The organism is Streptococcus sp. V940, from assembly GCF_054353495.1.
In genome coordinates, this window is record NZ_JBTHHZ010000002.1 from 69,762 (window position 1) to 89,920 (window position 20,159).

Sequence of the window (20,159 nt, forward strand, 5' to 3'; positions counted from 1 at the left end):
CAAGATAAGAACAAAGGAGAAAAAAGACATGCTGAAAAATCGTCTAAAAGAGCTTCGGGCTCGCGATGGCCTGAATCAAACAGAGCTGGCCAAACTAGCTGGCGTGTCCAGGCAAACCATCAGCTTGCTTGAGCGGGATGAATATACCCCATCCATCGTCATTGCCCTGAAGATTGCTCAGATATTCCATGAGCCGGTCGAGTCAGTCTTCCGCTTAGAGGAGGATGAGTGATGAACAAGTATAAAGTGATTTATTATCTATCTATAGTCGTGTTTATAGTAAATCTTATGGCTATGATTGGAAGCCTATTTGGTTGGTTTACAATTGTTGAAAGTAAATACCTCTTCTGGATTAACATAGTTTTACTATTAGTCTTTAGATGGGTAGAGAGAAAGATAAAGTTTAAAGAGATTCTAAAAGGAGAAAAGTTATGAAAGAGTTTTTAGCGGGTTTTCAAGTCGATACAGAGAACAAAGCACTTGCCGGTGTTTGTGCAGGTTTAGGAAATTATTTTAACATTCAAGCCAATATCGTTCGTTTGGTGACAGTCTTGTTGTTTCTCTCATCGACGGAGATTGGGATTATAACAGTAACTCTCTATGCCTATCTAGCAGGTTGGCTTGGCAATGAGCCCTTGGGGAATGGAGCAAAAAAAGCTAGAAATCAAGCTATTCTCTTGTTTGCTGTTTGTATGATTTTGGTATCACTTGGAACAGAAGGCTTGACTGCTATTTTTGAATCAGGTAAAGCCTTTGGCCAATGGTTGTCTGGCTTGTTTTAGAAAGAGGTTTAAAGATGGAAAAGAAACATATCATTTTTGCACTGAAGCTTTTTCTTGCAGGAGTTCTATTAGGAATACTTGCTGGTTTCCTTAGTGTTAATCCTTTAGGGATTAGTCAAGAGCAAGTAATCTCTGCCTTGTACTTAATTTTTCTTGGGCTAGGTCTGATTACAGCAACCTTAACATTTTATTTCACTAGAAAAAGTCATCAGGCTTATCAGAATTATCAGAGAGAAGAAGAGGATGAAGAAAACGAGCATGACTACCTTGACATGTATCGCTTCTTAGATTATAGTACAGTAGCTTGGAATGTTTGCCAAATTAGTATGCTATCCTGTCTGCTTATAAATATAGGAAGTTTTGGTCCATCACTTGGAACCTTATTGGTGATAGTTGTGGGTATCTGGGCGGGTGTTTACTGCCTGAAAATCACCAGCAAGATTCGTAACTACAAACTCTCTATTATGGCGACTCCAAAGGAAGTTTTAGACTACCTCGATACTTATGATGAGGGAGAAAAACAGGCTGAAATGGAAGAAGCTTACTTGATCTTGTTCAAGGTCAATCAGCTCCTCATTCCTGGTATCTACGTTGTCTTAGTAGTTCTATCTGTAGTATTAGGCCAAGTACAGTTGGTTGCTCTGCTGGTGGCAGTTGTCATCCATTTGTACACCAATGTCGCACAATTGCGCAAAACAAAACGTTATTTCAAATAGGAGAATATTATGAAAACACTTAAAAATATTGGCTGGTATAGCCTTGCCTTCTTATCATTTCTTATGGTCTATAGTTTTATTCAGGGCGTAGGTTTAGCCGCCTTGATATTGGGAGCACCTAGCTACGTTGCTGTCCCTGTTTATGTCTTATTAGCAGGAATCTTTACCTTCGTTACCTACAAGTGGTATAAGACAGGAACTGTTACAATAGAAAAAACAGCCCTCAACAAATACATCTGGTTACCTGCCTTGGTATGGGTCCTTGTCATTGTTGCAGAAAACTTTTTACCACATGATCCATCAGTCAATCAAAAGATGGTAGAAGAATTGACTCATAATCAACCTCTTTTCTCTTTCTTTATGGTGGTTGTCTTTGCACCTCTGACAGAAGAGTTAACCTTTAGAGGTATGTTAGCTCGCTTTGTTTTCCCTCAGCAAGATAACGTCAAGCAGACCGCTCTCTTTCTTCTTGTAAGTAGTCTCATTTTTGCTCTTGTTCATTTTCCTGGAACTCCACTACAGTTCCTAGTTTATGCTTCACTTGGGTTTAGCATGGGATTGGCTTATGTCAGCAAAGGTGGTTTGGCTTATAGTATAGCCTTACATGCTTTGAATAATTTAATCGCATTTTTAATGATAGTCATGCTATAATAGACTCAGGAGGAAGTCATGAAACGAGTACTATTATTAGCAGTGATTCAGGCTGTATTTCTCTTCTTTGTCATCGGCCTACTTGTCTATTTCATTAAGGGGGATTTCTTTTATAACCATCTAGCAGTTATCTTTGCTCCTATCGCAGGAGTGATACGATTTGCGACGGCTTATGTGACTGAAATTGTCCTACCAAAGAAGACAGAAGAGATTGCTGAAAAGCGTAAAAAATAAAGAAAACCTAAATCCAGCGAATGACTTTGCTGGATTTTTTTATTTATCGCAGGAAACTCTCAACTTTTCTGATGATTTTCATGAAGAGCCTGCGCTTTTATGGTAAAATAGTAACAGAACACAAGAGGAGAGAAGAAATGAAACGCAGTATGTATGCTGGTCGTGTTCGTGAGGAACACATCGGACAAAAAATTACCTTGAAAGGTTGGGTTGCCCGTCGTCGTGACCTGGGTGGCTTGATCTTTATCGACCTTCGTGACCGTGAAGGGATTATGCAGTTGGTTATCAACCCTGAAAAAGTATCAGCAGAGGTGATGGCAACAGCTGAAAGCCTTCGTAGCGAATACGTCATCGAGGTGACTGGTCAGGTTGCAGCACGTGAGCAGGCAAATGATAAACTGGCGACTGGAGCGGTTGAACTGAATGTAACGGCTCTTACTGTGCTTAATACAGCCAAAACAACACCATTTGAAATCAAGGATGGCATTGAAGCAAACGATGATACGCGTCTACGTTACCGTTACCTTGACCTTCGTCGTCCAGAGATGTTGGAAAACCTTAAGCTTCGTGCCAAGGTAACACATTCTATCCGCAACTACCTGGATGAATTAGAATTTATCGATGTGGAAACGCCATTCCTTGCTAAGTCAACACCAGAAGGGGCGCGTGACTATTTGGTGCCATCTCGTGTTAATAAAGGGCATTTTTACGCACTTCCTCAAAGTCCGCAGATTACAAAACAGTTGTTAATGAATGCGGGATTTGACCGTTACTACCAAATCGTCAAATGTTTCCGTGACGAAGACTTGCGTGGTGACCGTCAACCTGAATTTACCCAGGTCGACTTGGAAACTTCATTCCTTACTGAGCAAGAAATTCAAGATATCACAGAAGGCTTGATTGCGCGCGTGATGAAGGAAACAAAAGGGATTGAAGTAACGCTGCCATTCCCTCGTATGAAGTACGATGATGCTATGGCCCTCTATGGTTCTGACAAGCCTGATACTCGTTTTGAGATGTTGCTTCAAGACTTGACAGATCTTGTCAAAGGTGTGGACTTTAAAGTCTTCTCAGAAGCACCTGCAGTTAAAGCCATCGTCGTTAAAGGTGCAGCAGAGAACTACTCACGTAAAGACATCGACAAGATGACAGAAGTAGCCAAACAGTATGGTGCTAAAGGCCTTGCTTGGGTTAAGGTTGTTGATGGCGAATTAAACGGACCAGTTGCGAAGTTCTTGACTAGCATTCAAGGCGATTTAACAAGTGCGCTTGGTCTTGAAGATAAAGACTTGGTTCTCTTTGTGGCTGATACGCTTGAAGTAGCAAATGCAACACTTGGGGCCCTTCGTGGACGTATTGCCAAAGAGCTTGGCTTGATTGATAACGACAAATTTAACTTCCTCTGGGTAGTTGACTGGCCAATGTTTGAATGGTCTGAAGAAGAAGGCCGTTATATGAGCGCCCACCATCCATTTACCCTTCCTCAGGCAGACACTGCTCATGAACTCGAGGGGGATTTGGCTAAGGTTCGTGCTATCGCCTATGACATCGTCTTGAACGGTTATGAGCTTGGTGGTGGTAGCCTTCGTATCAATCAAAAAGAACTCCAAGAACGTATGTTCAAGGCTCTTGGATTCTCAGCTGAAGAAGCCAATGATCAGTTCGGTTTCCTATTGGAAGCTATGGACTATGGATTCCCACCACACGGTGGCTTGGCTATCGGACTTGACCGCTTTGTAATGCTCTTAGCTGGCGAAGAAAATATCCGTGAAGTGATTGCCTTTCCTAAGAACAACAAAGCAACTGATCCGATGACGCAGGCGCCATCAACAGTAGCTCTTAAACAACTAGAAGAACTTAATCTACAAGTAGAACAAGATGAAACAAACGAAACTAACTAAGAAGTGGCACTATTATTTGCGTCGCTTTGCTCATCGCGTAAAAATCTTGCGTGTCTTACAAGGAATTTCTAAAGAAAAATACGACGAAAAAATCTCGGCTTCTCTGGTCTATGGTTTTTTATCAGCTGTAGCTGTCAATTTTTTCTTCCAACCAGGACATGTTTATTCAAGTGGAGCAACAGGTTTGGCACAGATTATCTCAAGCCTTAGTAACTATTGGTTTCATTTCCACATCCCAATCTCTGTCGCTTTCTATTGTATCAATGTTCCACTCATGATTTTAGCTTGGCGCCAGATAGGGCATAAGTTCACGATTTTTACCTTTATCACGGTATCCATGAGCTCGCTCTTTATCCAGTTTGTGCCAGTGGTGGTCTTGACAGAAGATCCTATCATCAATGCCCTGTTTGGGGGAGTCGTCATGGGACTGGGAATCGGATTTGCTTTACGCCATAACATTTCCAGCGGTGGAACGGATATTGTCAGTCTGACCATTCGTAAGAAAACAGGTCGTAACGTCGGAAGCATCTCTTTCTTGGTGAACGGTACAATCATGTTGATTGCAGGCTTGACCTTTGGATGGAAATATGCTCTCTATTCTATGATTACGATCTTTGTTTCAAGTCGTGTAACAGATGCAGTTTTCACCAAACAAAAACGCATGCAGGCTATGATCGTCACTAGCAATCCAGATGCAGTCATTGAGAAAATCCATCACAAATTGCATCGTGGTGCGACCATGATTCATGATGCCGAAGGGACTTATAACCATGAACGTAAGGCGATTTTGATTACGGTTATCACTCGTGCAGAGTTCAATGATTTTAAACTGATTATGAAGCAAGTTGATCCAACAGCCTTTGTATCTGTCTCAGAGAATGTCCATATTCTAGGACGATTTGTCGAGGTTGAAAACTAATACTCTTCGAAAATCAAATTCAAACCACGTCAGCTTCACCTTGACGTACTTAAGTACAGCCTGCAGCTAGCTTCCTAGTTTGCTCTTTGATTTTCATTGAGTATAATCATTTATAAAAATAGAATACAAAAAAACCAACTCGAAAAAGAGAGTTGGTTTTTTATTTTTCAACGATTTCGTGTGCGATCACTTGACGATAGCAGATTTGGCGATTTTCTTTGACATCATTGATGATTTGAAGAATGGTTTCAAATGACGTTCTGCCAAGAGCAAGACTATTGATATCGATATAGGCAGCTAGATTCAGCTTTGGATTTACTGAGTCAAAGCTAAGGACCGGAACATCAAGCTGGTGTTCGTTGAGGTAGTTACAGACACCTTCGGCTAAAAGACTGTCTGTTGTGATAATAGCATCGGTCTGAGGGTCGTGTTTAAAGAGTTGTTTACTAAAGTTATAGCCCTTTTCTTCTAGAAACTCGTTTGCAAAGAAGGTACGGTGGCTATCAAGAGCTAGATGATGTTCTTGAAGTGCTTGCTCGTAACCTGTCAGACGGTCCTGAGTAACGAAGAGCTTCTTGGTACCACCAATGAAAGCAATTCGACTACATCCTTTTTTGATGAAGTATTCGGTCGCATCAAAACCTGCTTGAATATTATCATTATCAACAAGCGATATAAAAGGGGAATGCGATTTTCCAAGAATGAGGAAGGGGAATTGCTCATCGACAACTAATTGCACCAAGGGATCATTTTCTTGAGCATACAAGAAGATAAGCCCATCTACACGTTTTCCGTAGACCATTTGTGAAATGGCATTTAAACGCTCTTTTTCATCCTTGCCGGTCGCAATCTGAATGGCATAGTGATTCTCTGAGGCAACCTGTGCAATCCCTCTAAGAACAGAAGGGAAGAAAGGGTTTTGGTAGAAAACGTCTGAATCATCTGGAAGAACCAAACCAATAACTTGTGAGTAACTGTTAACAAGACTTCGAGCATTAAGGTTAGGATGATAATTGAGTTCTTTCATTACCTTTCGAACTCGTTTTTTTGTTTCGTCACTAATCGTTGATTTGTTTTGAATAACACGGCTTACGGTTGAAGGAGAAACTCCTGCAGCCTTGGCCACGTCTTTTATCGTAACAGGCATAATAATCTCCTACTTTTGGTAGTCTGGATCACGATAATGAGTCTTATAAAAGATAGTGACCAGGTATAGAACAAATAAAATGTTTTGAACAGTAATCAAAGTCGTCATATTTTGGCCCAAGAGACCTAGAATCATGGTCAGTAAAGTTGGCAATCCTAAACAGTTCAAAATAAAATGATAGCACTCTTTGTAGGTCTTAAATGAGAAGAGACGTGATTTTTTTGTAAAGTAGAGCAAAAGGCTAGCGCCTAAAGCGACAATGAAAAAATTTAGTCCAAAGAGGAAACTAGCACCTAAGACCAGGAAGAGGCTAATATAGACACGATTCTGTTGATACCAGTCTTTGGAAATAGCTTGGGTTAAACTTTCCTTGCTTTGGAAACTATCAGTTGTGATGGCATGATAGCGGATGCTGGTCAACTCTTTTCCTTGTTTACTAATAACCAGTTGATCGGTTCTAAAGTCGAGAAGTAAGTCATCAGGATAGGAATAAATCTCTTCTCCTCCTAGATGAATAGAAGGCTGACTTGGCTTGTTCCCACTATAGGTAAACTGACCGTTTGTGATCTGAGCATTGGTAGCTAGATCCTGAACGACCTCGTCTGTCAAAGGAGCGTAGACATCGTCAATGAAAGTTTCTAAAGGATAGGATTCCTGAGAACTATTCTGAATGGCGATGGGCACCATAGACAAGCTAATCAAGAAGATACTGGTGAAAATCAGTTGAAACCAGTTGAGACCAAAACGTTGAGATAGGGGCTTACGGAATCCCCAAATACTATTAAAATAAGAAAATGGATATGGTAACATAAATCTCTTTCTATAGTCATTTTTCTATACGAGTATTATATAGAGAACTGTTTTTTATTTCAAGCGGGGATAGTAGAATCCTAGGTAAAAGTGAATGTTTCTTATGATTCGTCCACTAACTTATAAGGGAATCTCAGCAAGCTCTTGTTTCTCAAAAGCGAATCGATGTACAAGTTCAAAAATGAAAAAGGGTGGCGAGGGTATATTACCCCTTCTCGCCACCACTTGTAAGTCCTGAAACAAAGTTCTTTTGTAGGAAGAAGAAGAGAATACAGATTGGAAGGGCAATGAGGATAGCACCTGCTGAGAAGTAGGCAATCTTCATATTTTTCGCATTGTTAACGAAGGTTTGGAGACCAACGGCAACGGTGAAGTATTCTTTCTCACGAAGCAAGAAACTAGAGAGGATATAATCCCCGAAAGGTCCCATGAAGGCCCAGAGAGCTTGTACAGCAATCATTGGACGAACAAGAGGAAGAACAATTTGCCAGAAGCGGCGGAAGTGTCCGGCACCATCTAGTTTTGCAGATTCATCTAGAGACATTGGCACGGTGTCAAAGTAACCTTTCATCAACCAAGCGTTCATCGGGATACCTCCACCAACGTAGAGGAAGATGAGGAACCAGCTTTGGTTAAGGGCATTTAGCATAAGCGCCATAACGAAGAAGGCTGTCAAAGCGGCCATTGTTGGCACCATTTGGATAATCAAGAAGAAGACCAAACTTTGTTTACGAGCCAAGAAGTTATAACGGCTGTATGCATAACCTGCTAAGACGATGATACTTGTTTGAACAGCCATTGTAATCAAGGCAATGATCAACGTGTTGAGGTACCAAGTACCGTACAAGGTTTCAGTGAAGAGTCCTTTAAAGTTAGCAAAGCTAAAGTCGACGTTACTATCAAGCTTAAAGGCTACGACGTTACCAGTCTTGAAGGCTGACATGATCGTAATTAAAAGAGGATAGATAATGACGATTGAAAGGCCAACCAAGTATAAGTAAGTAAGGGTTTGAGTCAGTCTACGTTTGAGCTTAATTGAATTATTCATCTTAGACGTCCTCCATATCAAATGCGTGTAGTTTCTTGAATGCAATCATAGAAATAGAGATGACAATGATAGAGATAATCAAGGTAACAGCTGCCGCCATTGAGTATTGTGGAGATGTACCTGTTGTCAAACGGTAAATCCATGAGATCAAGATATCTGTAGAACCAGCTCCACCTCCGACACTACCAGGTCCTCCAGCGTTGAAGAGGTACATGATAGAGAAGTTGTTAAAGTTGAAGGTGTATTGACTGATTAATGTAGGCGCCGCAACAGCCAAAATCATTGGGAAAGTGATGTTACGGAATTTTTGCCAAGCATTGGCACCATCGATGTAAGCCGCTTCGTAGAGGTCGTTAGGGATAGACTGTAAGATACCCAAGGTCAAAACGTAGATATATGGGAATCCAAGCCAACCTTGCATCATAATCAAGGCAATCTTAGTCCAAGTTGGGTCTGTTTTCCAAGGGATAAGGGTATCGTTAAGGAAAGGAAGAAACTTGGCAAAGATTGGGATTACTTGAGTATTGATAGCACCAACACTATCGTTAAACATATTTGAGAATGTCAAGATAGTGATAAAGGCTGGTACAGCCCAAGGAAGAAGGAAAATGACACCAAAAATACGTTTTCCTTTGATAAATGGTTGGTTAGCAATAATAGCTGTAAAGATACCAATGATAATCTGCAAAGTAGAAGCAGATAGAGCCCAGATGATTGTCCAAGAAAGAACTGCACCAAAGGCTGAACGGAAGGTACTTAAGCTCCAGATGTTGCTAAAGTTAGTCAAGCCAACCCAATCCAACAATTTATTTGGTGGTAAGTGTTGGAAGTCGTAGTTTGTAAATGCGATCATCAATGTTACGATAACAGGGAAGATAATCGCGAATGTCATAGCGACGTAAGATGGGATGATCAAAAGATAAGGGAATCCATTCTCATAGATGCCTCTAATCATTTCTTTTAATGTCCGTGGGACTGGAATACCATTGTTAATTTGTTTTGCGATTGTATGAGCATCTTTGATATTGTAAATATAAAAGAGGAAGTAGACAACCACAAAAATTGAATGGAAGGCTCCGCGAATCAGCATAAACAGGGAGTTATCACGGCCCGGTTTTTCACCGAGTGTGATCAAGTTGCTCAATTCAGGCGCTGCAAGCGATAGGAAATAAAGGACAAAAACTAATGTCACAGCAAGGAAGATAAAACCTTTGACTTTTTGTTTGTTGTAGATTTGTCCTAACCCAGGAATGATAGACAGCAGGGCTGCTTTACTAGGTTGTTGCTTTTCCATAAATACTCCTTTCATATGATACTGGTTTCCTTATGGAAAGGTAAATATATAGATTTAAATTGATAAATTCAAAGGGGGATTTCGACTCCCCCTTTTGAACATTTCAATTATTCACCAAATTTTTGTTTGATAGTTTCTTTGATCAATGTTACAGCATCATCTGCAGCTGTTTTAGCATCTTTCTTGCCACTTACAGCGTCAAAGAGCATGTTTGCAGCTGGTTCCCAAACTGCTGACATTTGTGAGATGTTTGGCATTGGTTGAGCATTCTTGAACTGTTTGATAACAGCTGTAGTCAACTCATCGTTTTTGCCTTCAGCATATGCACGTGCTTCAGTGTTAGCTGGGATTTCGTTAGTTGCTTCGTAGAATGCTTTTTGTTGTTCAGTTGATACAAGGTAGTCTACAAATTTTTGTGCGCCTTCAAGGTTCTTAGTGCTTGATGGGATGATCCAAGCTTTACCACCACCGAATGCTGAGTACTCTTTTCCGTTTGGAAGAGTTGGGATAGTAGCAACACCGTAGTTTACTTTAGCATCTTTGAATGCTTGAGCTTTCCAAGGGCCATCGATGATAGCAGCTGTTTTACCTTCTTGGAATGAAGTTTGGATCAAGTTTGCAGCAGCTGTTCCATCTTGCATACCTTTAGGCCATTTTTCGTACCAAGACTTAGCGTATTCGATACCTTTGATTGCTCCATCGTTAGCAAGACCGATGTCTTTAGGATTTTTACCGTTATCACCAAATACGTAAGCTCCGTTACCAGAAAGAAGTCCGTATGCGTAGTAGAAGTTAGTCCAGTCAGCTAGGAATGCAGAAGTTTTTCCGTCTTCTCCAGCGAAAGCGTATTTGCTATCTTTAGCAAGTTCTTCCAATTCAGCGAAAGTTTTTGGAGCTTCTTTAAGCAAGTCTTTGTTGTAGTACATAACAAGTGACTCGATAACAGCTGGAGCACCATAAACTTTACCGTCAGATGCTGTTACAAGAGATTTAGTAGTATCGTCTGTTTTAGCACCGTCGCTTAGTTTAACTTCTGAAAGTTGTCCGTCTGTACCAAGGCTACCTACACGGTCGTATGGAGCCATCATAACGTCAGCAGCTTGACCTGATTGGTTGTCAAGTGAAAGTTTGTCAAGTCCACCAAGTTGGTCACCAGATTTGATGTTAACTTTTGTTCCTGATTCTTTTTCATAAGCAGCAGCAACTTTCTCAGCGTAAGCTTTATATTGGTCTTCAACGTAGAAAGTGATTTCTTGGCTTCCTGATGCAGAAGAATCAGCTGCTTTATCAGCAGTTTTGCTTCCGCAAGCTACCAAAAGCAAGCTAGCAAGAGTAGCAGTACCAAGTACAGCAGCGCTCTTCATGAATTTAGTTGACATAGTGTATTCCTCCTAAAGAATAACAAATTTTAATTTCGAGGAAACGCAAACGTTTTCCCTTATGACCATAGTATAGCACAAACGGAAAACGGTTGCAAGCACTTTTTTGAAAAATTTTTAAAAAGTTTAAAATTTAGAAGAAACGAAAAATGTCAATATAATAGTAGAAAAAAGTAAATATTTGAGAAGAAATTTTCAAAAAACAGGCCAATGGAAACGATTGCACAATTTTTTTTAAAAATAATTAAAGCGACAAAGGAAGATATAGTAAATTTCATTTTTAACAATCTAAATAAAATCAAAAAACTTTTTTTACAAACGCTTGCATTTCTTTTGGAAATGGGTTATACTTAAAGTAGCGCAAACGTTTGCGCATATAAATATGAAACTCTTAACTACAAACACGCGAGGTGCTAATATGAAAAAACGTCAAAGTGGTGTGTTGATGCACATCTCATCACTTCCAGGGGCTTACGGAATCGGATCATTTGGTCAAAGTGCCTATGATTTCGTTGACTTTTTAGTTCGTACTAAGCAACGCTACTGGCAAATCCTTCCTTTGGGAACAACTAGCTATGGAGATTCTCCATACCAATCATTCTCAGCCTTTGCTGGGAACACTCATTTTATCGATCTTGATGTTTTAGTAGAACAAGGCTTGTTGGAAGCAAGTGATCTTGAAGGTGTTGATTTCGGTAGTAACCCAACTGAAGTTGACTACGCTAAAATCTACTATGCACGTCGTCCACTTTTAGAGAAAGCTGTTAAACGATTCCTTGAAGTTGGGGATGTCAAAGATTTTGAAAGATTTGCTCAGGAAAACCAATCATGGCTAGAACTCTTTGCAGAATATATGGCTATCAAAGAGCATTTTGACAATCTTGCTTGGACAGAATGGCCAGATGCAGATGCACGTGCTCGTAAAGCTTCAACTCTTGAAAGCTACCGTGAACAATTAGCAGACAAACTTGTATACCACCGCGTAACGCAATACCTTTTCTTCCAACAATGGTTGAAATTGAAAGCATATGCTAATGAAAACCACATCGAAATCGTCGGAGATATGCCAATCTATGTAGCGGAAGACTCAAGCGATATGTGGGCAAATCCACATCTCTTTAAAACAGAAGAAAACGGAAAAGCGACTCACATTGCAGGTTGCCCTCCAGATGAGTTTTCTGCGGATGGTCAACTTTGGGGGAACCCAATCTATGACTGGGAAGCAATGGACCAAGATGGATACAAATGGTGGATTGAACGCTTGCGTGAAAGCTTTAAAATCTACGATATTGTTCGTATCGACCACTTCCGTGGATTTGAGTCTTACTGGGAAATCCCTGCTGGTTCTGAAACAGCGGCACCTGGTAAATGGGTAAAAGGACCTGACTACAAACTCTTTGCAGCGGTTAAAGAAGAACTTGGTGACTTGAACATCATCGCAGAAGACCTTGGCTTTATGACTGACGAAGTCATCGAACTTCGTGAGCGTACTGGATTCCCAGGGATGAAAGTCCTTCAATTTGCCTTCAACCCAGATCACGAAAGCATCGACAGCCCTCACTTGGCACCAAACAACTCTGTTATGTACACAGGAACACACGACAACAACACTGTTCTTGGTTGGTATCGCAATGAAATTGACGATCCAACTCGTGAGTACATGGCACGTTATACAAACCGCAAGGAATATGAAACAGTCGTGCATGCGATGCTTCGTACAGTCTTCTCATCAGTAAGCTTTATGGCTATCGCCACTATGCAAGACTTGCTAGAGTTGGATGGTTCAGCTCGTATGAACTACCCATCTACTCTTGGTGGAAACTGGTCATGGCGTATGACAGAGGATCAATTGACTCCTGCTGTCGAAGAAACGTTGCTTGACTTGACTACAATTTATCGCAGAGTTAATGAAAATTTGGTAGAATTAAAGAAATAAAACATTATCAGGAGACATAAAAATGTTACCATTAAAAGAATTTGTACAAAATCGTTACAATAAATCTATCGCAGAATGTAGTAACGAAGAGCTTTACCTTGCTCTTCTTAACTACAGCAAGCTTGCAAGTAGCCAAAAACCAGTCAACACTGGCAAGAAAAAAGTTTACTATATCTCAGCTGAGTTCTTGATTGGTAAACTCTTGTCTAACAACTTGATTAACCTTGGTCTTTATGACGAAGTTAAGAAAGAACTTGCTGATGCAGGTAAAGAGTTGATCGAAATCGAAGAAGTAGAATTGGAACCATCACTTGGTAATGGTGGTTTGGGACGGTTGGCAGCCTGCTTTATCGACTCAATCGCTACACTTGGTTTGAATGGTGACGGTGTTGGTTTGAACTACCACTTCGGTCTTTTCCAACAAGTTCTTAAAAACAACCAACAAGAAACAATTCCTAACGCTTGGTTGACTGACCAAAACTGGTTGGTTCGCTCAAGCCGTAGCTACCAAGTGCCATTTGCACACTTTACATTAACATCTACTCTTTACGATATCGATGTACCTGGTTACAAAACAGCGACTAAAAACCGCTTGCGTTTGTTTGACTTGGATTCAGTTGATTCTTCAATCATCAAAGATGGTATCAACTTTGACAAGACAGACATCGCTCGCAACTTGACTCTTTTCCTTTACCCAGATGATAGTGACCGTCAAGGTGAATTGCTCCGTATCTTCCAACAATACTTCATGGTTTCAAATGGTGCTCAATTGATCATCGACGAAGCGATCGAAAAAGGAAGCAACTTGCACGACCTTGCTGACTACGCAGTTGTACAAATCAATGATACTCACCCATCAATGGTGATTCCTGAGTTGATCCGCCTTTTGACTGAACGTGGTATCGAACTTGATGAAGCAATTTCTATCGTTCGTAGCATGACTGCTTACACAAACCACACAATCCTTGCTGAAGCCCTTGAAAAATGGCCTCTTGAATTCTTGGAAGAAGTGGTTCCTCACTTGGTACCAATCATCAAAGAATTGGACCGTCGTGTTCGTGCTGAATACAAAGATCCAGCTGTTCAAATCATCGATGAGAGCGGACGTGTTCACATGGCTCACATGGATATCCACTACGGATACAGTGTTAACGGGGTAGCAGCACTCCACACTGAAATCTTGAAGAACTCTGAGTTGAAAGCTTTCTACGACATCTACCCAGAAAAATTCAACAACAAAACAAACGGTATCACATTCCGCCGTTGGCTCATGCATGCCAACCCAAGCTTGTCTCACTACTTGGATGAGATTCTTGGACGCGATTGGCACCACGATGCTTCTAAGTTGGAAGACCTTCTTTCATACGAAGACAAGGCTGCTGTCAAAGAAAAATTGGAAAGCATCAAGGCTCACAACAAGCGTAAATTGGCTCGTCACTTGAAAGAACATCAAGGTGTGGAAATCAATACAAACTCTATCTTTGATATCCAAATCAAACGTCTTCACGAGTACAAACGTCAACAAATGAACGCTTTGTATGTGATCCACAAATACTTGGACATCAAGGCTGGTAACATCCCTGCTCGTCCAATCACAGTATTCTTTGGTGGTAAAGCAGCTCCTGCCTACACAATCGCTCAAGATATCATCCACTTGATCCTTTGCTTGTCAGAAGTGATTGCAAACGACCCAGCAGTAGCTCCACACTTGCAAGTTGTAATGGTTGAAAACTACAACGTGACTGCAGCAAGCTTCTTGATCCCAGCATGTGACATCTCAGAACAAATCTCACTTGCTTCTAAAGAAGCTTCAGGTACTGGTAACATGAAATTCATGTTGAACGGAGCTTTGACTCTTGGTACTATGGACGGTGCTAACGTGGAAATCGCTGAGTTGGTTGGAGACGAAAACATCTACATCTTCGGTGAAGATTCAGAAACTGTTATCGATCTTTACGCAAAAGAAGCTTACAAATCAAGCGAATTCTACGCTCGTGGAGCTATCAAACCATTGGTTGACTTCATCGTGAGCGACGCTGTTCTTGCAGTTGGTAAGAAAGAACGCTTGGAACGTCTTTACAATGAATTGATCAACAAAGACTGGTTCATGACTCTTCTTGACTTGGAAGACTACATCAAAGTGAAAGAGCAAATGTTGGCTGACTACGAAGACCGTGACGCATGGTTGGATAAAGTCATCGTTAACATTGCTAAAGCAGGATTCTTCTCATCTGACCGTACAATCGCTCAGTACAACGAAGATATTTGGCACTTGAACTAAGATTAAACAAAAACGCATCTATTAAAGATGCGTTTTTTGATATTTAAACTAATTTACAGTGCTTTCCCAACCAGAATCTCTGCTTCGATGGTAATCTCTGTCAGTTGGCTCCAGTCAATCTTGCTCTGGTCAACATGAAAGAGTAGGGGCGTCATGCTAAGCAGGGCTTGGCGTTGCTCTGCGGTGATAGGCTTGGTCAGGGAAGCTATCTGACTAGATTGGATGCTGAAATGTTCCTGGAAATGTTCCTTGATATCTTGGTTGGAATAGTCCTTCTTTGTTAGTTGCTCCAGTACCATTTGGCGGATTTCTTTAAGGTGATTTTCAGTTGGTATGACCTTAATTAAGATACCGTTTTGGGATAAAACGCGGCGAAATTCTCCGTAGTTGGCAGGCGAAAAGATATCAAGCAGGATATCCATGCTGGCGTCTTTTATAGGAAGACGAGCCAGGTCGCCAACGAACCAGTTGACTGCCCAGTTGGTTTCACTTTTAGCAGCGATTTGGACCGAGTCTTTTGAAATGTCAAAGGCATAGAAGGTCTTATCAGAGTGACTTTCTTGGAGTTTGCGAGAGTAGAAACCTTCGCCACAACCGATGTCCAAGACAGTTTTTGCAGATGATTTAGTCGCTAGTATGTCTGAGATGCCTTCTAAGATAGCCTGATAAAAGCCAGCTTCTAGGATTTGCTGGCGATTTTGAAAGTTTTCCTTGTCGTAGTTGGCCGATTGCTTGATTTGTGGTGCTAGATTGACAGAGCCGAATTTTGCTAGGTCAAAAGAATGGCGGTTGCTACACTTGAGGCTAGTCTCTATCAAGTTTAGATTTTCTTGGCAGATAGGGCAGGCAAAGGTACTAGCAGAAGCAAAGCGCTGGAGTTTGGGTTTGAGGTTTGTATTCATAGTTTAAGTTTAGCAAAAAAAGGACTGGATAGCAAATGCCTCCAGTCTTCTTTTTAATATGTAAGGACGAAGTATTTTTTCTTACCACGGCGGATAACAGTGAGTTCGTTCTCTAATTTATCGTTATCCCCTAAGACATAGTCAAGTTCTTGGATACGGTCACCGTTGACGTAGATAGCTCCGTTTTGAACATCTTCACGGGCCTGGCGTTTTGAGTTAACCACGCCAGAAGATACGAGAAGTTCAACGATGTTGTGATTTTCGTCTGCCTGTACTTGGTAGTTTGGCACGCCACGAAGTCCTTGTTTGAGTTCTTTGACAGAAAGGTTTTTGATATTTCCTGCAAAGAGTTGTTCAGTGATGTTAAGGGCTTCTTTGTAGGCTTCTTCTCCGTGGACAAGAGTCACGACTTCACGAGCCAAGACTTTTTGAGCCAAGCGTTCGTGTGGTGCTGCTTCGAATTGTTTGCGGATATCTTCAATCTCATCAAGTGACAAGAAAGTAAAAATCTTCAAGAAACGAACAGCGTCAGCGTCCATGACGTTCATCCAGAATTGGTACATTTCGTATGGAGAAGTCTTTTCAGGATTGAGCCAAACTGCGTTTCCTTCTGATTTACCAAATTTCTTACCAGTTGCATCTGTAATCAGTGGAACAGTAATTACGTGACCAGTCTTGTCAGCCTTACGACGAAGCAACTCGGTACCAGCGGTCATATTTCCCCACTGGTCAGAACCACCGATTTGAAGAGTAACATTGTGCTCTTGGTTGAGGACAAAGAAGTCATACCCTTGCATGATTTGGTAGGCAAACTCAGTGTAAGAAATCCCTGTTTCAATACGTTTCTTCACAGACTCCTTGCTCATCATGTAGTTGACAGTGAAGTATTTTCCGATATCACGGAGGAAGTCAATGAAGCTGATGCTGCCAAACCAGTCGTAGTTGTTGACCATGACAGCTTTATTTTCACCATTTTCAAAATCAAGAAAGCGAGAAAGTTGTCCTTGGATAGACTTGACCCAGCCATCTACTGTGTCTTTTGTTTGGAGACTACGCTCAGCATCTTTGAAGGACGGATCTCCGATGAGACCTGTAGCACCGCCAACGAGCGCATATGGTTTGTGACCTGCTAACTGCAAGCGACGACTTGTCAAGATTGCGACAAGGTGACCTAGGTGAAGGCTGTCAGCAGTTGGATCGTAGCCAGTATAATAAGAAACTTGACCTTCTTCTAGGGCTTTACGCAAAGCTTCTTCATCAGTCGTTTGAAAAATCAAACCACGCTCTTTTAGCTCATCAAAAATGTGCATGTGTCTTTTCTCCTTTTTAAAATATTATTTCTACCTATTTTACCACAAACTTGGCAAATAACCTAGTAAAATCGGGAAGAAAGTTGCTACTCGGACTTTTTTGGAAACGAGTGAAATATGGTATAATAGCACTAGCTTATTTTCAGAGAAATAGATAAAAATCGTTAAGAAAGGGGCTGAAAGATGTCTCATATTATTGAATTGCCAGAAGTCTTGGCCAACCAGATTGCAGCAGGAGAAGTCATCGAACGTCCTGCCAGTGTAGTTAAAGAATTAGTTGAAAACGCCATTGATGCTGGCTCTAGCCAGATTATCGTTGAAATCGAGGAAGCTGGACTTAAGAAAATCCAAATTACCGATAATGGGCATGGAATCCCCCACGATGAAGTCGAGTTGGCTCTCCGCCGTCATGCCACCAGTAAGATTAAGAATCAAGCGGATCTCTTTCGGATTCGGACCCTCGGCTTCCGTGGAGAGGCCTTGCCCTCTATCGCATCTGTCAGTGTTTTGACTTTGTTGACAGCGGTGGATGGTGCCAGTCACGGGACCAAGCTAGTGGCTCGTGGGGGAGAAGTTGAGGAAATCATTCCAGCGACCAGTCCTGTGGGGACTAAGGTTTGTGTGGAAGACCTCTTTTTCAATACACCGGCTCGTCTCAAGTATATGAAGAGCCAGCAGGCGGAGTTGTCTCACATTATTGATATTGTCAATCGTCTGGGGCTAGCCCATCCTGAGATTTCTTTTAGCCTGATTAGCGATGGCAAGGAAATGACACGAACAGCTGGTACGGGTCAACTGCGTCAAGCCATTGCTGGGATTTATGGTTTAGCCAGTGCCAAAAAGATGGTTGAGATTGAGAATGCTGACCTAGATTTTGAAATTTCTGGTTTTGTCTCCTTGCCGGAATTGACACGGGCTAATCGTAACTATATCAGTCTCTTCATCAATGGTCGTTATATCAAAAACTTCCTGCTCAATCGTGCCATTTTAGATGGATACGGTAGCAAGCTCATGGTGGGACGTTTTCCGCTGGCTGTCATTCACATCCATATCGATCCTTATCTAGCAGATGTCAATGTGCACCCGACCAAGCAAGAGGTGCGGATTTCCAAGGAAAGAGAACTAATGGTGCTGGTTTCAGAAGCTATTGCAAAGAGTCTCAAGGAACAGACCTTGATTCCAGATGCCTTGGAAAATCTAGCTAAATCTGCGGTTAGAAATCGTGAAAAGGTGGAGCAAACGACTTTGCCACTGAGAGAAAATACGCTCTATTATGAAAAAAATGAACCGACAAGACCAACACAAGCTGAGGTGGCAGACCATCAGGTGAATCTGACGGAAGAAAGACAGGATTTGACCTTGTTTGCCAAGGAAACATTGGACCAGATGACCAAGCCAGCTAAATTGCATTTTGCAGAGAGAAAGCCTGCTAGCTATGACCAACTGGACCATCCAGAGTTAGACCTGGCTAGTCTTGATAAGGCTTATGACAAGCTAGAGCGAGAAGAATCTTCAAGCTTCCCAGAGTTGGAATTTTTCGGGCAAATGCACGGGACCTACCTCTTTGCCCAAGGTCGAGATGGACTCTACATCATAGATCAGCACGCAGCTCAGGAACGGGTTAAGTATGAGGAGTATCGTGAGAGCATTGGCAATGTTGACCAGAGCCAGCAGCAACTCCTAGTTCCCTATATCTTTGAATTTCCTGCGGATGATGCCCTTCGCCTCAAGGAAAGAATGCCTCTCTTAGAGGAAGTTGGCGTCTTTCTAGCGGAGTACGGGGAGAATCAATTTATCTTGCGCGAACATCCCATTTGGATGGCAGAGGAGGAAATCGAGTCAGGTATCTATGAGATGTGCGATATGCTCCTCTTGACCAAGGAAGTTTCGATCAAGAAATACCGAGCAGAGTTGGCCATTATGATGTCCTGCAAGCGGTCCATCAAGGCCAACCATCGTATTGATGATCATTCAGCTAGACAACTCCTCTATCAGCTCTCTCAATGTGACAACCCCTATAACTGTCCACACGGACGTCCTGTTTTGGTTCACTTTACCAAGTCGGACATGGAAAAGATGTTCCGTCGCATTCAGGAAAATCATACGAGCCTCCGAGAGCTAGGAAAATACTAATACTCTTCGAAAATCTCTCTAAACTGCGTCAGCCTTACCTTGCCTAACTCAAGTTATGCCTACGGTTAGCTTCCTAGTTTAGATTTGATTTTCATTGAGTATAAATTGAAGGGAAAATTATGTACGAATATCTAAAGGGTATTATTACCAAAATTACTGCCAAATACATCGTTCTAGAAGCAAACGGAATCGGCTATATCCTACACGTAGCTAACCCCTATGTCTACTCAGGGCAAGTCAACCAAGAAGCACAAATCTATGTGCATCAAGTTGTACGTGAAGATGCTCATCTACTTTACGGTTTTCGTTCAGAAGACGAGAAAAAGCTCTTTCTCAGTTTGATTTCGGTGTCTGGGATTGGTCCTGTCTCAGCTCTTGCTATCATCGCAGCTGATGACAATGCAGGACTTGTTCAAGCTATTGAAACCAAGAACATCACCTACTTGACCAAGTTCCCTAAAATCGGTAAGAAAACAGCTCAACAGATGGTGTTGGACTTAGAAGGGAAAGTTGTTGTGGCAGGAGACGATCTCCCTGCTAAAACTGCAGCTCCATCTAGCAGTGACAACCAAGAACTGGAAGAAGCTATGGAAGCCATGTTGGCACTGGGCTACAAGGCAACAGAGCTCAAGAAAATTAAGAAATTCTTTGAAGGAACTTCAGATACTGCTGAAAACTACATCAAATCGGCCCTTAAGATGTTGGTCAAATAGGAG

19 protein-coding genes are annotated in these 20,159 nt (G+C 41.6%); 12 read left to right on the plus strand and 7 right to left on the minus strand.

The window, feature by feature from the left end:
• Window positions 1-28 precede the first annotated feature (28 nt).
• The 8 genes from ACXYSM_RS06245 (at window position 29) to ACXYSM_RS06280 (ending at window position 5,203) form a co-directional block, all read left to right on the plus strand.
• The gene (locus ACXYSM_RS06245; protein WP_000916944.1) at window positions 29-232 is read left to right on the plus strand and encodes a helix-turn-helix transcriptional regulator; all 204 of its coding nucleotides are present in this window, start codon (window positions 29-31) and stop codon (window positions 230-232) included.
• Window positions 232-435, plus strand: coding sequence for a hypothetical protein (locus ACXYSM_RS06250; RefSeq protein ID WP_024054457.1), 204 nt, complete (start codon window positions 232-234; stop codon window positions 433-435). The genes ACXYSM_RS06245 and ACXYSM_RS06250 overlap by 1 nt, the downstream gene beginning before the upstream one ends.
• Window positions 432-782: a PspC domain-containing protein gene (locus tag ACXYSM_RS06255; protein WP_458634751.1), complete on the plus strand. Its 351-nt coding sequence runs from the start codon at window positions 432-434 to the stop codon at window positions 780-782. Before ACXYSM_RS06250 ends, ACXYSM_RS06255 begins: the two co-directional genes overlap by 4 nt.
• Before the next feature lie 14 nt (window positions 783-796).
• Window positions 797-1,498, plus strand: coding sequence for a DUF3169 family protein (locus ACXYSM_RS06260; protein ID WP_458634752.1), 702 nt, complete (start codon window positions 797-799; stop codon window positions 1,496-1,498).
• Window positions 1,499-1,507: 9 nt separating this feature from the next.
• Window positions 1,508-2,149, plus strand: a complete 642-nt coding sequence (locus ACXYSM_RS06265) for a lysostaphin resistance A-like protein (RefSeq protein WP_458634753.1) — start codon at window positions 1,508-1,510, stop codon at window positions 2,147-2,149.
• An 18-nt stretch (window positions 2,150-2,167) separates the two neighbouring features.
• A complete protein-coding gene (locus ACXYSM_RS06270) occupies window positions 2,168-2,383 on the plus strand; it encodes a hypothetical protein (RefSeq protein ID WP_458634754.1) in 216 nt (71 codons plus the stop codon).
• A gap of 137 nt (window positions 2,384-2,520) precedes the next feature.
• Complete coding sequence (gene aspS / locus ACXYSM_RS06275; RefSeq protein WP_458634755.1) at window positions 2,521-4,284, plus strand: aspartate--tRNA ligase; 1,764 nt, start codon at window positions 2,521-2,523, stop codon at window positions 4,282-4,284.
• Complete coding sequence (locus tag ACXYSM_RS06280; RefSeq protein WP_458634756.1) at window positions 4,262-5,203, plus strand: YitT family protein; 942 nt, start codon at window positions 4,262-4,264, stop codon at window positions 5,201-5,203. The genes aspS and ACXYSM_RS06280 overlap by 23 nt, the downstream gene beginning before the upstream one ends.
• 160 nt (window positions 5,204-5,363) lie before the next feature.
• On the opposite strand, the gene ACXYSM_RS06285 is transcribed toward ACXYSM_RS06280, so the two are convergent.
• From ACXYSM_RS06285 to ACXYSM_RS06305, 5 genes are all read right to left on the minus strand, one after another.
• Window positions 5,364-6,350, minus strand: a complete 987-nt coding sequence (locus ACXYSM_RS06285; RefSeq protein ID WP_458634757.1) for a LacI family DNA-binding transcriptional regulator — start codon at window positions 6,348-6,350, stop codon at window positions 5,364-5,366.
• 9 nt (window positions 6,351-6,359) lie between these two features.
• A complete protein-coding gene (locus tag ACXYSM_RS06290; protein WP_458634758.1) occupies window positions 6,360-7,160 on the minus strand; it encodes a DUF1189 domain-containing protein in 801 nt (266 codons plus the stop codon).
• A gap of 205 nt (window positions 7,161-7,365) precedes the next feature.
• Window positions 7,366-8,208, minus strand: a complete 843-nt coding sequence (locus ACXYSM_RS06295) for a sugar ABC transporter permease (protein WP_368910415.1) — start codon at window positions 8,206-8,208, stop codon at window positions 7,366-7,368.
• Window position 8,209: 1 nt separating this feature from the next.
• Window positions 8,210-9,502, minus strand: coding sequence for a carbohydrate ABC transporter permease (locus ACXYSM_RS06300; RefSeq protein ID WP_458634759.1), 1,293 nt, complete (start codon window positions 9,500-9,502; stop codon window positions 8,210-8,212).
• Between the two features lie 107 nt (window positions 9,503-9,609).
• The gene (locus ACXYSM_RS06305) at window positions 9,610-10,881 is read right to left on the minus strand and encodes an extracellular solute-binding protein (protein ID WP_458634760.1); all 1,272 of its coding nucleotides are present in this window, start codon (window positions 10,879-10,881) and stop codon (window positions 9,610-9,612) included.
• Window positions 10,882-11,299: 418 nt separating this feature from the next.
• On the opposite strand from ACXYSM_RS06305, the gene malQ reads away from it, so the two are divergent.
• Both malQ and glgP read left to right on the plus strand, forming a co-directional pair.
• On the plus strand, window positions 11,300-12,817 hold the full coding sequence (malQ, locus tag ACXYSM_RS06310; RefSeq protein WP_458634761.1) for a 4-alpha-glucanotransferase: 1,518 nt from the start codon (window positions 11,300-11,302) through the stop codon (window positions 12,815-12,817).
• A 22-nt stretch (window positions 12,818-12,839) separates the two neighbouring features.
• A complete protein-coding gene (gene glgP / locus ACXYSM_RS06315; protein ID WP_458634762.1) occupies window positions 12,840-15,098 on the plus strand; it encodes a glycogen/starch/alpha-glucan family phosphorylase in 2,259 nt (752 codons plus the stop codon).
• A gap of 53 nt (window positions 15,099-15,151) precedes the next feature.
• Here the strand turns inward: glgP and ACXYSM_RS06320 are convergent, their stop codons facing one another.
• Window positions 15,152-16,000, minus strand: coding sequence for a putative RNA methyltransferase (locus ACXYSM_RS06320; protein ID WP_458634763.1), 849 nt, complete (start codon window positions 15,998-16,000; stop codon window positions 15,152-15,154).
• 53 nt (window positions 16,001-16,053) lie between these two features.
• Window positions 16,054-17,310, minus strand: coding sequence for a tyrosine--tRNA ligase (gene tyrS / locus ACXYSM_RS06325; protein WP_458634764.1), 1,257 nt, complete (start codon window positions 17,308-17,310; stop codon window positions 16,054-16,056).
• A gap of 183 nt (window positions 17,311-17,493) precedes the next feature.
• Between tyrS and mutL the strand changes: the two genes are divergently transcribed.
• Complete coding sequence (mutL, locus tag ACXYSM_RS06330; RefSeq protein ID WP_458634765.1) at window positions 17,494-19,443, plus strand: DNA mismatch repair endonuclease MutL; 1,950 nt, start codon at window positions 17,494-17,496, stop codon at window positions 19,441-19,443.
• A 119-nt stretch (window positions 19,444-19,562) separates the two neighbouring features.
• On the plus strand, window positions 19,563-20,156 hold the full coding sequence (gene ruvA, locus ACXYSM_RS06335; RefSeq protein WP_458634766.1) for a Holliday junction branch migration protein RuvA: 594 nt from the start codon (window positions 19,563-19,565) through the stop codon (window positions 20,154-20,156).
• Window positions 20,157-20,159 lie beyond the last annotated feature (3 nt).

What these genes read in the sequence shown, in the direction of transcription:
- tyrS (WP_458634764.1), bottom strand. Translation starts at nt 17,310, where the DNA reads ATGCACATTTTTGATGAGCTAAAAGAGCGTGGTTTGATTTTTCAAACG.
- ACXYSM_RS06260 (WP_458634752.1), top strand. Translation starts at nt 797, where the DNA reads ATGGAAAAGAAACATATCATTTTTGCACTGAAGCTTTTTCTTGCAGGA.
- ruvA (WP_458634766.1), top strand. Translation starts at nt 19,563, where the DNA reads ATGTACGAATATCTAAAGGGTATTATTACCAAAATTACTGCCAAATAC.
- ACXYSM_RS06270 (WP_458634754.1), top strand. Translation starts at nt 2,168, where the DNA reads ATGAAACGAGTACTATTATTAGCAGTGATTCAGGCTGTATTTCTCTTC.
- aspS (WP_458634755.1), top strand. Translation starts at nt 2,521, where the DNA reads ATGAAACGCAGTATGTATGCTGGTCGTGTTCGTGAGGAACACATCGGA.
- ACXYSM_RS06285 (WP_458634757.1), bottom strand. Translation starts at nt 6,350, where the DNA reads ATGCCTGTTACGATAAAAGACGTGGCCAAGGCTGCAGGAGTTTCTCCT.
- malQ (WP_458634761.1), top strand. Translation starts at nt 11,300, where the DNA reads ATGAAAAAACGTCAAAGTGGTGTGTTGATGCACATCTCATCACTTCCA.
- ACXYSM_RS06265 (WP_458634753.1), top strand. Translation starts at nt 1,508, where the DNA reads ATGAAAACACTTAAAAATATTGGCTGGTATAGCCTTGCCTTCTTATCA.
- ACXYSM_RS06300 (WP_458634759.1), bottom strand. Translation starts at nt 9,502, where the DNA reads ATGGAAAAGCAACAACCTAGTAAAGCAGCCCTGCTGTCTATCATTCCT.
- ACXYSM_RS06280 (WP_458634756.1), top strand. Translation starts at nt 4,262, where the DNA reads ATGAAACAAACGAAACTAACTAAGAAGTGGCACTATTATTTGCGTCGC.
- ACXYSM_RS06255 (WP_458634751.1), top strand. Translation starts at nt 432, where the DNA reads ATGAAAGAGTTTTTAGCGGGTTTTCAAGTCGATACAGAGAACAAAGCA.
- glgP (WP_458634762.1), top strand. Translation starts at nt 12,840, where the DNA reads ATGTTACCATTAAAAGAATTTGTACAAAATCGTTACAATAAATCTATC.
- ACXYSM_RS06250 (WP_024054457.1), top strand. Translation starts at nt 232, where the DNA reads ATGAACAAGTATAAAGTGATTTATTATCTATCTATAGTCGTGTTTATA.
- mutL (WP_458634765.1), top strand. Translation starts at nt 17,494, where the DNA reads ATGTCTCATATTATTGAATTGCCAGAAGTCTTGGCCAACCAGATTGCA.
- ACXYSM_RS06295 (WP_368910415.1), bottom strand. Translation starts at nt 8,208, where the DNA reads ATGAATAATTCAATTAAGCTCAAACGTAGACTGACTCAAACCCTTACT.
- ACXYSM_RS06320 (WP_458634763.1), bottom strand. Translation starts at nt 16,000, where the DNA reads ATGAATACAAACCTCAAACCCAAACTCCAGCGCTTTGCTTCTGCTAGT.
- ACXYSM_RS06290 (WP_458634758.1), bottom strand. Translation starts at nt 7,160, where the DNA reads ATGTTACCATATCCATTTTCTTATTTTAATAGTATTTGGGGATTCCGT.
- ACXYSM_RS06245 (WP_000916944.1), top strand. Translation starts at nt 29, where the DNA reads ATGCTGAAAAATCGTCTAAAAGAGCTTCGGGCTCGCGATGGCCTGAAT.
- ACXYSM_RS06305 (WP_458634760.1), bottom strand. Translation starts at nt 10,881, where the DNA reads ATGTCAACTAAATTCATGAAGAGCGCTGCTGTACTTGGTACTGCTACT.